Below are 12,835 nucleotides of genomic sequence, written 5' to 3'. Positions count from 1 at the left end.
AAGATCATTTTTCGCGCTCGGGGCGCGCGGGCGAAGGAGAGTGAAATGGAGATCAGGCAGCTTCTCGTCCTCGGTGCCACCATACTGGCGATGGGATGTGCGCCAGCTATCGCTCGGGATAGCAAAGAACCTTACGTGCGAGTGGCGGAAATCGAGATCGATCCGGCTCGACTCGAGGCCTACAAGGCGGCAGTGAAAGAGCAGATTGAAGCGGCTCTCCGGCTCGAACCCGGAGTGCTGGCTTTGTATGCTGTGACCGACAAGGAGAATCCAGCTCGCGTCTTTGTCTTCGAGATGTACGCCGATGTGGAAGCGTACAAAGCACACCTCGAAACTGATCATTTCAAGAAATACAAGGGCACCACTCAGGACATCGTGAAGTCACTCAAGCTTCGCGACACGGTGCCGATCCTGCTCGGCGCCAAGCCCAGATGAGGTCAACGTGGCTATGGCCTTCATCGGCACGTTTCAACGCCGAGCTAATGCTACCAATTTGCCCGACAGGCAAATCACTTGCGTGTTTTCCGTGCACTTAATTTATCGGTGGTGGTCGCGAAGGCACAGTTACCGATGACCGTGCCTTGTCGACGCCGTCGACGATCGCGAGCTTCATCGCCCACGCCACACGATGCGTGGTCCAGTCGCTGTCGTGCAGCCTGTGCTCATCCGTCCGGTCAACTATCCGATCGAACGAGACCTGTTCGACTTCATACAAGCTCTTCATGAATGCGAATCGGCGGAACACATTGACGCCAGCCTTCCGCGCCAGTTCGCTGATCGCCTCGACCATCGCGATCGCTTTGTCCTTCTTGGCCGGGGTCAGCACCGCCGGCACATATTGGGGGTCCATCAGGATGACGTCGGCCTGCGTCTGTTTGCGCAGTTTGACTAATCCATCGCGGATGGCGCTGGTGGTTTCGTCGAAGGAGGGAGGTGGAGGATTCAGGTCCGGCCTTTGCCAGATTGCATTCGTTCCGACCTGCCAGATTACCAGATCGGGCTTCTCGGCGATGACGTCGGTATCGAATCGCTGAAGCTCGATCGGCGCTTCCTGGCCGCCGATTCCCTGGTTGACCATTATGATCCTGGCGTTCGGATATACGGCCTGGAGAAACGGCAGCAACCGTTCCGGATAGGGCTTGATATTGCCGTGGCCCACCGTCGACGACGAGCCAATCGCGACGATCTTGGCCCGTCCTATGGTGAGCCTCTGCGCAAAGTGGGTCAGCCCGTGCACGAAGGGGATCGGCAAAACCGGTATCTGTGAGGGATCGCTGTCCATGGGTCACCAGTTTGTTGCGTGCCAGTGCACTCACCAGCCGCTTCGCGCTCGCGCGATTTTCGCTGAGCGGCCTCAGCACTGATTTGCCCGACATGACAAGAAGCTTATTTCACGCCTCGTGAAAATTTTTCGCTTAACGCGACACCCAAATCAATCCTACAACTCCCGCTGCCCGTCCCGCCAGAGGGGCGTTGGCCAGCGTCACTAACGTTGGGACGGGTTGCGGTGGACGCGGCAGCGTCAGGTGCGAGAAGTGTTCGCAGGGCGGTCTTTCCGTGAGCGGGCACGACCTACGCAGACGACCGGCGCTTAAACGCCTCGGCGAGGAACTTCTTCCGGCAGCATACGGGCCGGTCGAAGTGCTTCCGTCCGGGGAAGCTGCGGACGGCAAAACCGCGCGGTCCTGGCACCCGTTGCTGGTGTCAAGCCGATGGAGATTGTCGGGCCCAACCGGGACTTCGATCAATCGCCAATCCGTCGGCGACGGAGGCCAGAGGAATTCGGCTCCGGGGAGAACGCGGCATAAGCCGTTAAAACCACTGCGCAAGGAAAGCCGGGTGTTCCGGCGCACCTGCGGTCCACCGTGTGCATTCTTGCGCACGGCTGCGGGTGCGATGGGCACCCGGCTTTCCCTGCGCCCTCGTTTCCTGAGGGCTTCGTCGATGCACAACTTCGGGCGCACCCCGCGCCGCGAGATCGCAATGTCCTATCCGGCGCCGGCCACATCTGTTGAAACAACCATGCGTATCAGAGCACCGGCATAAGGCTGCCCCCCCCCCGCACCGGCTCATTCGTGCGATCCGATGGATGCACCGGACGCTGGACCGCTTCTAAACAGTAGCGCTTTCAACCCAAAGAAAGGCCGCTGTTTTCCACCGCTTTTTCATGAGCTTAGCCCGCCACATATGAGGCGGCGCGCGAGCCGCAATTATACCCCATCCGCTCCGAAATTGCGGCTCATTGCGACCCAAGTCTCTGACCAGATTGGGCGCATCAAGCGTCGTGTAGCGTAGCGTTGCCGGGGATGTAGATGTCGTACCGTTCCATGAAATTCGTCCCGGCTCTCCTTGCCTGCATTGTGGCAGGTACAAATCTGGCCACCGTGACGGATCTCCGGGCGCAGTCGGCCGAGCAGCAGGTAGCGGAAGCCAGAACGCGAGCGAGCCAGGCCGCAGCCGACAACTGCCTGTCCGCGCCGAAGGGGGCCACACCCTCGGGCAGCCATTGGTATTATCGCATCGACCGCACGACGAGACGTCAATGCTGGTATCTGCGCGAGGAGAACGAGAAGGCCGACGACAAGTTCGCGCGTGCCGCGCCGCCGCAGTCGGTGCCGGCGGCGTCTTCGGCCGAAGTGCCGCCGCAAATGGAGACGCGCAAGTCGTTCGACGACGCGCGCGCCGAATGGGTTGCCCAGCAAGCCCGCGCCGAGCAAAATCCGCCCGCCAAAGCCGAGCCGCAAACGGCTGGCGCTGCGCCCACCGATCAAAACGGCCCACGCGCAAACATGCCGAACGTGCTGGCGCCGGCGCCGCTGGCGACGATGCGGTGGAACGACGCGCCCGCCGCGAGCGCTTCGACAAATCCTACCAATCTCCAAGTCGCTGCCGCCGCCACGCCCGCAAACCAGCCGGTGCAGGCGGAGGAAGTGCAACAGCCCGCTGCGGATCAGACTGCGCCTCTCGCGGCAGAACCGGCAAAGCCAACCGCCTCACTGCAGAAGCTGCTTTTGGTGATGGCGGCAGCACTGGCGCTCGCCGGCCTCACGGTCAGCGCGATCGTCAGGATCGGGCGCATGCGGGCGCGCCGCGCCATGCGCCGCAAGCGACATGCGATGTGGGATGCCGCCCGCACCAAACGTCCCGCGCCGCCGGTGTTCCACGATGAAGACGCCCGGCTGCGGCGCACCGGCGCTGTGCAGCATACCCGCGTGCCCAAGGAGCGGCCCCGCGTGCCGCAGGAGCGCGCCCGCGCACCCCAGGAACGAGTACGCGTACCGCAAGAACGAGCGCGCATACCTCAGGAGCGAGTGCGGGCACCGCAGGAACGAGCGCGCGTCCCTCAGGAGCGAGAGCGTGATCAGCAGGTTACGGAAATGCTGGCCCGGCTCGCCCGCAGCGCGCAGACGTAACCGAAGTCCAAGCGGCAGTTATTTTTCCAACTGGCGCTGCAGTTTGCGAACGAACTCGGTCAGGCCGGTGCGGCGCTCGCGCTTGAGCCGCTCGGCCTTGAGGATCGACTGCACTTCGGCGAAGGCGTCATCGACGTTCTGGTTGACGACGATATAGTCGTATTCCGCCCAGTGACTGAGTTCATGGGTGGCGCGGCTCATGCGACCGCGAATGACCTCGTCGGAATCCTGCGCCCGCGTGTGCAGCCGTTTCTCGAGGTCGGCTGCCGAGGGCGGCAGGATGAATACGCTGACGACGTCGGCGCGGGCCTTTTCCCGCAATTGCTGCGTACCCTGCCAGTCGATGTCGAACAGCACGTCCTGCCCGGCCGACAAGGCGGTCTCGACCGGCGCACGCGGCGTGCCATAGCGGTTGTCGAACACGGTCGCCCACTCGAGCAATTCGCCCTGCGCGACCATCGCTTCGAACCTGAGCTTGTCGACGAAGAAATAGTCGCGGCCATCGACTTCGCCCGGCCGCATCGGCCGCGTGGTGGCGGATACCGACATCTTCAAACCCGGCATCCGCTCGATCAGGAGGCGCGACAGCGTGGTCTTGCCCGCGCCCGAGGGCGAGGAGAGCACGAACATCAGCCCGCGCCGTTCAACTCCGTCGAAACCACCAGCCGTCATCGGTCACTCCAGATTCTGGACCTGCTCGCGGAATTGCTCGACCACGTTTTTCATCTCGAGCCCGGTCTGGGTCAATTCCAGATCGTTCGATTTGGAGCAGCAGGTGTTGACCTCGCGATTGAATTCCTGGGCGAGGAAATCGAGCCGCCGCCCGACCGGGCCACCCTTGCCGATCATCTCGCGGGCCTGCGCGACGTGCGAGGCAATGCGGTCGAGCTCTTCGCGAATGTCGGCCTTGGTCGCAATCAGGATCGCTTCCTGATTGAGCCGGTCAGGATCGAAGCGTTCGGAAGTCTCCAGCAGCGCCGCCACCTGCTCGGCCAGGCGGGCCCTGATCGCCTCCGGCTTGCGGCCGGGCGCAGCCTCGGCCTTTTTCGCCAATCTTTCGATTTCATCCATGCGCTGGATCAGGATTTTCCCGAGCGTCACGCCCTCGCGGCGGCGCATCTCGACGAGATGGCCAAGCGCCTGCTCGAAGGCGGCCGCCGCCGCATCCTTTGCCGCCTTGTCCTCCGCCTCATCGCTTTCGGGTTCGACCACCTCGATGACACCCTTGATGCCGAGCAGTCCGTCGATGCTGGGCGCCACCGCGTCGATCTTGCCGGCGAGCACGCCTGCGACCTTCACGATCGAGGCGAGCACGTCTTCATTGATGCGCACGGTCGAAACCGCGTTGGCGCGCTTGACGTTGAGGTTGGCATACACCGTGCCCCGCGACAGCACCTCGCCGGCGCGTTTCTTGGCAAAGGCCTCCAGTTCGTCCCAGCCGGGCGGCAGGCGCAGGCGCAAATCAAAGCCCTTGGCGTTGACGGACTTCAGTTCCCATTCGAACGTATAGGGGCCGCTGGCGCCGTGGCTCCGGGCAAAACCGGTCATGCTCGATAGCGCCATCGCGTAACACTTTCCAAAAGACAGGGATTTCGAGACTCGAAATGAATGGCGGGACCATAAGCCGATTTCCGCCAAAGTGGAATTGCGTTTCGGCTGCGGCCTGGAACGCCTTCGCGACTGGCGGGCGTCAGCGCTGAACCACCGGCGGCGTCGTGGTCGATTGCGCGGCGCCCTGGCGGGCCGGCGCGGTTGCAGGTGCCGGAGGACGAGCGGGCGGCTTTTTAGCCGGCGCTGCCGGCCGCGGCGTCGTCGCTGTTGGATTGGTATCGGCCGGTGCTCCGGCCGCCGTCGGCGGCGGCGCGTCCTCCGATGGTTCGACAGTGTCGTTCTGAATCTGCTTTTCCAGCGACCGCAGCTTGGCAACGTTCTTCTGGTGCTGGTCGTAGGTCTCGGTAAAGGCGTGCCCACCCGTTCCATCAGCCACGAAGAACAGGTCGCGCGTGCGTGCCGGGTTGGCGGCGGCTTCGAGCGAGGCGCGGCCCGGATTGGCGATCGGCCCGGGCGGCAAACCGTCAATCACATAGGTGTTGTAGGGCGACGGCTGCGTAATCTCGGAGCGCTTGATCGGCCGGCCCAGCGTTCCCTTACCGCCGACGAGGCCATAGATGATCGTCGGATCCGACTGCAGCTTGATCCTTTGCCGCAGGCGATTGGCGAATACCGCCGCCACGCGGCTGCGCTCGTCGGCCCGGCCGGTTTCCTTCTCGATGATCGAGGCCAGCGTGATGAGTTGATCCAGCGACCTGACCGGAACGTCCGGGTTGCGGCGCTCCCAGATTTCCGTGAGCACCCGCTTCTGGGTCTGCTGCATGCGCTGGATCACCTGCTCGCGCGTGGTGCCGCGCGGAAACTTGTAGGTTTCGGGCAGCAACGTGCCTTCGCGGGGTATTTCCCGAACGGAGCCGGCGAAGATGTCGTTGTCGAGGAGCCGCGTCACGATCTGTTCGGAGGTCAGACCTTCCGGAATGGTGACGGCATGCTGCACCACCTTGCCTTCGACGATGGTGGCGATGACGTCGCGCAGGCTGGCGTTCTTCTGGAAGGAATATTCGCCGGGCTTGAGGTCGGAGCTCGCCTTCAGCGCAAACACGCCGCCGATGAATACCCAGGGATTGACGTTGATCACGCCTTCGCGCAGCAGCGCGTCGGCGATGTCGCGCTTTCCGGCACGCGAGGGAATGTTGACGATCTTGTCTTCCTTCAGCGGGCCGGGCGTTTCCAGGATTTGTCTGCCGTAATAGTACACCGCTCCCACCCCAATCATCAGAATGATCAGGAGAGTGAAGATGGCATTGCCGACCACCACGAATGGATTGCGGGCACGCTCCGACCGCTTCGGCGGCGGCGGCACCTGCTCGGGCTCCAACGCAGCGCGCGGGCTTCGTGGTGAAATGGGCGGCCTCTCACTCATCGATGCAACCTGAATCCTGTCGGTTCAATCGCGACTCGGCAATCCCTGCCCAGCCGATAGCATACGCCCGCATGTAGAAGTCATCGCCGAATACGGCAAAACGGTGGAGTCGCTCTAAACACTTTGCTAGTCGGCCACGCGCCGAATGATCACGGAGGCGTTGGTCCCCCCGAAACCGAAGGAATTCGACAGCGCGACGTTAATCTCGCGCTTGCGCGCGGTCTGCGGCACCAGATCGATCGCCGTTTGCACCGACGGATTTTCCAAATTGATGGTCGGTGGAGCAATGTTATCGCGAATCGCAAGGATACTGAAAATGGCCTCGATCGCACCGGCAGCGCCGAGCAGATGCCCGGTCGACGACTTGGTCGATGACATCGACACCTTGGAGGCGGCGTTGCCGAGCAGACGCTCCACCGCGCCGAGTTCGATCTCGTCGCCGATCTGCGTCGAAGTTCCGTGGGCGTTGATGTAGTCGATATCCGATACGGCTATGCCGGCGCGCTTGATCGCCGCGCTCATGCTGCGGAAGCCACCATCGCCATCCGGCGACGGCGAGGTGATGTGATAGGCGTCGCCCGACAGGCCATAGCCGATCACTTCGCAATAGATTCGCGCACCGCGCTTTTTCGCGTGCTCATATTCCTCGAGCACCACGACGCCGGCGCCCTCGCCCATGACGAATCCGTCGCGGTCCTTGTCGTAGGGCCGCGAGGCCTTTTGCGGGGCGTCGTTGAAGCCGGTCGAGAGCGCGCGCGCCGCGCAGAATCCGGCCATCCCCAGCCGGCAGATCGGCGATTCCGTGCCGCCCGCGACCATCACGTCGGCATCGCCGAGCGCAATGAGGCGGGCACCATCGCCGATCGCATGCGCGCCGGTCGAACAGGCCGTGACCACGGAATGATTGGGGCCCTTGAGGCCGTGCTCGATCGATACATAACCGGAAGCGAGATTGATCAGCCGCCCCGGAATGAAGAACGGCGAAACCCTGCGCGGCCCGCGTTCCTTTAACAGCAGCGACGTCTCGGCGATGCCGGACAGGCCGCCGATCCCCGAACCGATCAGGGTGCCGCTGGCGCATTTGTCTTCTTCGGTCGCCGGATGCCAGTTGGCGTCGTCGAGCGCCTGGCGCGCCGCAGCCATCGCAAAGATGATGAAGTCGTCGACCTTGCGCTGTTCCTTCGGCTCCATCCACTGATCGGGATTGAAAGTACCATCAGAGCCGTCGCCACGCGGAATCACGCAGGCGATCTGGCTGGCGAGGTCGGCGACTTCGAACGTGTCGATCTTCTTGGCGCCGCTCTGGCCGTTGAGGATACGCGTCCACGTTGTGTCAACGCCGCAGCCGAGCGGCGTAACCATGCCCAGCCCCGTGACGACAACCCGCCTCATGTCAAAACTCCAGCCCGAAACCGATGGCCCAAAACAAGAAACCGGGGGACCGTTTGATGACGGCCCGTCCGGCTCTGTCTCTACCCGCCCGGGACGTCAGCTCTTAGCGTTCTTCTCGAGAAACTTCGTCGCGTCGCCGACGGTCAAAATCGTCTCGGCGGCGTCATCGGGGATTTCACAGCCGAACTCTTCTTCAAATGCCATCACAAGCTCGACGGTGTCGAGGCTGTCGGCGCCGAGGTCGTCGATGAAACTTGCGTTGTCGACAACCTTATCGGGTTCAACACCGAGGTGCTCGACCACAATCTTCTTAACCCGCTCGCCAATCTCACTCATCTTTAACCTCGTGCTTGTTCCATTGGACCCGACCCCAAGACGCTACAGAGACGCTACGAGCTATCGTGGTCGTTAAACTTCCTTCGCTATCGCGCATAGTCTTGATTCGGCCCGGTGGTAGCCGACAAAGCCCCGGCGAACGGCAGGCGTCGCCACGCCAATATACAGGGTTTCAAAATCCTGCAATGGCCTTGTTGCCCATCCGTCGGGGGTTCGGTTACCATACTTCCCTAGCCTTGACTACAAGCCTCACCAGCCCCGGACCACGGCCTTTGGCCGCATAGATCAGGGCAACAACTCGCTCAAATCATGGCCATTCCGCCGTTGACGTGAATCGTCTGGCCGGTGACGTAGGCCGCCTCGTTGGAGGCGAGATAGACGGCTGCCGCCGCGATGTCCTCCGGTGTCCCCAGCCGCGCCGCAGGAACCTTCGCCAGGATGGTCTCGCGCTGCTTGTCGTTGAGCGCGTCGGTCATCGGCGTCTTGATGAATCCCGGCGCGATGCAATTGGCGGTCACGTTGCGCTTGGCGTACTCCGCACCCAGCGTCTTGATCAGGCCGATGATTCCGGCCTTCGACGCAGTGTAGTTGGCCTGGCCGGGGTTGCCGGTCACGCCGACGATCGAGGTGATCGCTATGATCCGGCCGAAGCGCTTGCGCATCATCAGCTTGGTTGCAGCGCGGGCAAGACGGAAGGTCGCAGTCAGGTTGACGTTGATGACGTCGTCCCAATCCTCGTCACGCAACTGAACAAACAGATTGTCGCGCGTGATACCAGCATTGGCGATCAGGATATCGACCTGCCCCATCGCAGCTTCCGCCGCGGGCACCAGCGCCTCGACCTCCGCGCTGTCGGAAAGGTTGCACGGCAGCACGTGGACGCGTTCGCCAAGCTTGGCGGCAAACGAATCCAGCACCTCGCGACGCGTGCCGGAGATCGCCACCGTCGCGCCTTGACCATGCAACGCCTGCGCGATCGCACCGCCGATGCCGCCGGTCGCGCCGGTCACCAGCGCCGTCCTGCCAGTTAAATCGAACATCAATGTCTCCTTCCGGGAGCTTTTAGGCCGACGCCGCCAATGCGTCCTTCGCGGCGGCAATATCGTTGGGTCCCCCGATCGCCACGCCGACCGCGCCGTCGGCGATCCGCTTGACCAGCCCGCTCAGCACCTTGCCGGCACCGATTTCGAAGAACCGCGTGACGCCATGTGCTGCCATATAGGCCACCGACTCGCGCCAGCGCACGGTGCCGGTGACCTGCTCGATCAGGCGGCGGCGAATCTCGTCGGGATCGGTGATCGGCGCCGCCAGCACGTTCGCCACCAGCGGCGAGGCCGGCGTCTTGATCGTTACACCTGCAAGCGCCTCTGCCATCGCATCGGCGGCGGGCTGCATCAGCTTGCAATGGAATGGCGCGGACACCGGCAGCAGCATTGCACGCTTGGCGCCTTTGGTTTTGGCGATTTCCACGGCGCGGTCGACAGCCGCCTTGTCGCCGGACACCACCACCTGCCCGCCGCCATTGTCGTTGGCGGCCTGACAGACCTGCCCTTGCGCGGCTTCTTTGGCGACGGCCATCGCCGCCTCATAGTCGAGCCCAAGCAGTGCCGCCATCGCGCCGGCGCCGACCGGCACCGCCTTTTGCATTGCAAGACCACGGGTGCGCAGCAGGCGGGCGGTATCGCTGATGCTGAGGCTGCCGGCCGCGGACAGCGCGGAATATTCGCCGAGCGAATGGCCGGCGACAAAAGCCGCATCCCGTCCGACGGAAAAGCCCGCATCGGTCTCCAGCACGCGCAGCGTGGCGATCGAAACCGCCATCAGAGCCGGCTGGGCATTTTCAGTGAGCTGGAGGGTTTCGGCCGGGCCATCCCAGATGATTGCGGTCAGCCTTTCGCCGAGCGCCGAATCAACCTCGTCGAACACAGCCCGCGCGGCCGGAAAGGCTTCCGCCAGGGCCTTGCCCATGCCGACCGCCTGGGACCCCTGCCCCGGAAATGTAAATGCAGCCGTCATCCGGTGCTCCCTCGTAAGATTGGGGCCGTAAGACACTGACGCGGGCCGGGATGTCAAGCCGCGGTGCGGTATCGCCGGGCCGTTTCCGGGTCATCAATGGGCCGGATCAGATCAGCGTTCTTGTAGCGCCAGCCGGATACCCAGAGCGCAGTAGAGACCGCCGATTGCCTTCCCCTGCCATTTCAGCACCGTAGGATTGCGGCGGAGGAAGGTCCCGAGACCTCCGGCGCCTACTGCAAAAACCGTCGTACTGACGAACCCCAATAAAACAAAGATGATCCCCAGAATCGTGAGCTGGAGCATGACCGAACCATTCTCGGGCCGTACGAACTGGGGGAGAAACGCGAGGAAGAAAAGCGCCGTCTTCGGGTTTAGCACCTCGGCCAAAATCGCTTGCCGAAATGCCTTTCCTGCTGAAATCGGCATTGCGCCGGCCGCGAGATTTGCTGGCGTCCTTTCGAGGACGGCACGAATGCCGAAGTAAACCAGATAGGCCGCGCCGAGGTACTTGATGATGCTGAACAGCATGGCCGAAGCGGCAATGATCGCCGAGATACCGACGATCGCCATAAAGGTGTGAATCATGTCGCCGGCCGCGATTCCGGCGCCCGTGGCGATGCCAACCGGGGTGCCTGAAGTCGTTGCCCGCGCAACCGTGAGAAGCGTCGCGGGGCCTGGAATGAACACAAAGCCAAGCACAACCGCGACATACGTAATCAATGTGGCCGGATCAATCATGCGTTGGCTCCGCTTGGTCGCCGACGGAAGCTACACCACCGTCAATCACCGCACTAGAAGCCGCCCGCCGCCTGGTCGCCACCAACTTCGGCGCCGGCCCGCGCGCGGCGTACGCTGCTTACAAGCTTGCCGGGCCGGTCCTTGTGGTCGGGCTTGGCGGTCGCAAGCCGCAGCACGGCGGCATAGCCCGGCTGTACCTCCATCCGGTCCGCATATCGGCTTTCAGAAAGGATGCGGTGGACGCGCGGCAGGTTGTAGCAGGGCACGTAGAACAACAGATGATGCTCGAGATGGTAGTTGACGTAATACGGTGCAATGAACAACCGCTCGAAAAAGCCCGCGCGCGTGGTGCGGGTGTTGCGCAAGGGATCGCTCGAATCGGGAACGACGGCGTGTTCGGCGATGTTGCGAATGCGGGTGATGACCATCTGCCAGGTGAGCAGCGGCAATAGCCACAATAGCGGATAGGCCCACCATATGCCGGCGGCGGTGAGGCCAGCAAACAACACCGCGTTGGCTGCAAATTGCGGGCCGAGCTTTTCCCAGAAATGCGCGGCGCGCCGCGCAAGCGGCCATTCCTTTGGGCCAAGCGCATTCAACAATTGCGCCTTGCGCTGCTGATAGCCGGTCTGCCCAGTGATATCGCGGAAGAATTTGCGGCGGTAGCTCATCTTGGTGATCGGGAACGGCGCCGACAAAATCAGATCGGGATCGTCGTCCTGCTGGGTGCGCGCATGATGCTGGAGATGGTAGCGCCGATAGGCGCGGGTCTCGGCGAAGATCGGATAGGCGCAGAACCACTGGCTGAGCGTCAGGTTGATTTTCTCATCTGCCGACAGGCATCCATGCGCCCCGTCATGCATCAGGATCGCAAGCCCGAGCTGGCGCGAGCCGATGATGCCGACCGCGAGCAGAAAGGTCAGCGGATTGGGCCACCACGCTACCAGCGCAATCGATCCCAATATCAGCGCCCACGCATGTGCGATCAGGGCTGCACCCTTCCATGTCACGCGCTGGCGTACGGCGACCAGTTGATCTTCGGTCAGAAAGTCGCGGGCACGCATGCGAAGCGCGGTCATGCTGATGTCTCCCTGTCGGGTTCATCGTTGTCGCCAACCAGGCGCAACCTGGCGCTGTCGGCCGCGGATGTTGTCGTGGCCTGATCGCCCAGCACGCGCAGCATCTCGCTGCACAATTCCTCGGCCGAACGACCCATGGCGTAGCCCTCCACCATCACGCCGATGGCCAGCGCCCAGAATCGCCGTGAGCTGGCGTCGGGATCGCGGAGGCTTTTCCAGCCGTGCCGCTCAATCTGACCGGCATAGGCGCGCATCCCCTCGCCGTGCAGCCGCTCGATGGTGCGTTCGACCAGCGGCGCGAGATCCTGGCGGCGGCGGGTGAGCGTCAGGGCTTCGGTAAAGAAGGCGACCGAATCCGTTGCCGTGACGGTCTCGACCAGCGCGCGCGTGTAGTCGCGCGGCGTACAGGCCTGCAACGCGGCCTCCTCGGCCGCGCGCGCCACGTACAGCATGTCGCGGCAGGCAGCTTCGACGAACAGGGCTTCCTTGGTGCGGAAGTAGTAGGTGATCTGACTCGGAAAGGCGTCGGCCGCCGCCGCGATGTCCGAGATTGACGCTCCGGCGAGGCCCCGCTCCTTGAACAGCCGGCTGGCGCCATCGAGCAGCCGCGACCGCATCTGGCGCCCGGCCGTACGCGTGGCGCGGGCGGCGTGCTTGGGATCGCTGGCTTTTGGCGCTGTCTGGACGGACTTTGGAGCCATCGCTTGCCCTCCGATCGTTATTTGTATGCTATACAAACAAATACGTCAACCATCCTCCATTGGGCCTACCGCCGCGCGTGCTGACGCCAGGACCCTTTCAGGCCTGCTCAAGAAGCCTTGCCAGCACGCTGAAAATCCTTATAAACCGCGCATCCGTGGATCCCGGCCGGGAGCTGAACGGACGGT

13 protein-coding genes are annotated in these 12,835 nt (G+C 63.1%); 2 read left to right on the top strand and 11 right to left on the bottom strand.

Annotated elements, in window-relative coordinates:
* The first annotated feature begins 45 nt into the window (after positions 1-45).
* Positions 46-435, top strand: a complete 390-nt coding sequence (locus tag CQ13_RS29955; protein ID WP_057846533.1) for a putative quinol monooxygenase — start codon at positions 46-48, stop codon at positions 433-435.
* Between the two features lie 97 nt (positions 436-532).
* On the opposite strand, the gene CQ13_RS29950 is transcribed toward CQ13_RS29955, so the two are convergent.
* Positions 533-1,282, bottom strand: coding sequence for an SGNH/GDSL hydrolase family protein (locus CQ13_RS29950; protein ID WP_057846418.1), 750 nt, complete (start codon positions 1,280-1,282; stop codon positions 533-535).
* 1,030 nt (positions 1,283-2,312) lie between these two features.
* Here CQ13_RS29950 and CQ13_RS29945 point away from each other — a divergent pair.
* Positions 2,313-3,413 (top strand): hypothetical protein, encoded by a 1,101-nt coding sequence (locus tag CQ13_RS29945; RefSeq protein WP_197427483.1) that lies wholly within the window; start codon positions 2,313-2,315, stop codon positions 3,411-3,413.
* 18 nt (positions 3,414-3,431) lie between these two features.
* Here CQ13_RS29945 and gmk read toward each other — a convergent pair whose 3' ends face one another.
* The 10 genes from gmk to CQ13_RS29895 all read right to left on the bottom strand — a co-directional run bounded on the left by gmk (position 3,432) and on the right by CQ13_RS29895 (position 12,649).
* The gene (gene gmk, locus CQ13_RS29940) at positions 3,432-4,085 is read right to left on the bottom strand and encodes a guanylate kinase (RefSeq protein WP_057846416.1); all 654 of its coding nucleotides are present in this window, start codon (positions 4,083-4,085) and stop codon (positions 3,432-3,434) included.
* A gap of 3 nt (positions 4,086-4,088) precedes the next feature.
* Positions 4,089-4,976 carry a YicC/YloC family endoribonuclease gene (locus CQ13_RS29935; RefSeq protein WP_057846415.1) on the bottom strand — a complete coding sequence of 296 codons (888 nt, stop codon included), beginning with the start codon at positions 4,974-4,976 and terminating at the stop codon, positions 4,089-4,091.
* Positions 4,977-5,103: 127 nt separating this feature from the next.
* Positions 5,104-6,387, bottom strand: coding sequence for an endolytic transglycosylase MltG (mltG, locus tag CQ13_RS29930; protein WP_057846414.1), 1,284 nt, complete (start codon positions 6,385-6,387; stop codon positions 5,104-5,106).
* Positions 6,388-6,513: 126 nt separating this feature from the next.
* Positions 6,514-7,779, bottom strand: a complete 1,266-nt coding sequence (gene fabF / locus CQ13_RS29925) for a beta-ketoacyl-ACP synthase II (protein ID WP_057846413.1) — start codon at positions 7,777-7,779, stop codon at positions 6,514-6,516.
* 96 nt (positions 7,780-7,875) lie between these two features.
* Positions 7,876-8,115: an acyl carrier protein gene (locus CQ13_RS29920; protein WP_008969609.1), complete on the bottom strand. Its 240-nt coding sequence runs from the start codon at positions 8,113-8,115 to the stop codon at positions 7,876-7,878.
* A gap of 302 nt (positions 8,116-8,417) precedes the next feature.
* Positions 8,418-9,155 (bottom strand): 3-oxoacyl-[acyl-carrier-protein] reductase, encoded by a 738-nt coding sequence (fabG, locus tag CQ13_RS29915; protein ID WP_057846412.1) that lies wholly within the window; start codon positions 9,153-9,155, stop codon positions 8,418-8,420.
* A gap of 22 nt (positions 9,156-9,177) precedes the next feature.
* Positions 9,178-10,131, bottom strand: a complete 954-nt coding sequence (fabD, locus tag CQ13_RS29910; protein WP_057846411.1) for an ACP S-malonyltransferase — start codon at positions 10,129-10,131, stop codon at positions 9,178-9,180.
* 111 nt (positions 10,132-10,242) lie between these two features.
* On the bottom strand, positions 10,243-10,869 hold the full coding sequence (locus CQ13_RS29905) for a LysE family translocator (RefSeq protein WP_057846410.1): 627 nt from the start codon (positions 10,867-10,869) through the stop codon (positions 10,243-10,245).
* A gap of 53 nt (positions 10,870-10,922) precedes the next feature.
* Entirely contained in the window at positions 10,923-11,948 is a 1,026-nt protein-coding gene (locus tag CQ13_RS29900; protein WP_057846409.1) for a fatty acid desaturase family protein, read from the bottom strand.
* The gene (locus CQ13_RS29895; RefSeq protein ID WP_057846408.1) at positions 11,945-12,649 is read right to left on the bottom strand and encodes a TetR/AcrR family transcriptional regulator C-terminal domain-containing protein; all 705 of its coding nucleotides are present in this window, start codon (positions 12,647-12,649) and stop codon (positions 11,945-11,947) included. Before CQ13_RS29895 ends, CQ13_RS29900 begins: the two co-directional genes overlap by 4 nt.
* Between the last annotated feature and the right edge of the window lie 186 nt (positions 12,650-12,835).

The organism is Bradyrhizobium retamae, from assembly GCF_001440415.1.
Taxonomy (GTDB): Bacteria; Pseudomonadota; Alphaproteobacteria; order Rhizobiales; family Xanthobacteraceae; genus Bradyrhizobium; species Bradyrhizobium retamae.
This window is presented reverse-complemented; position numbering and strand designations above follow the sequence as displayed.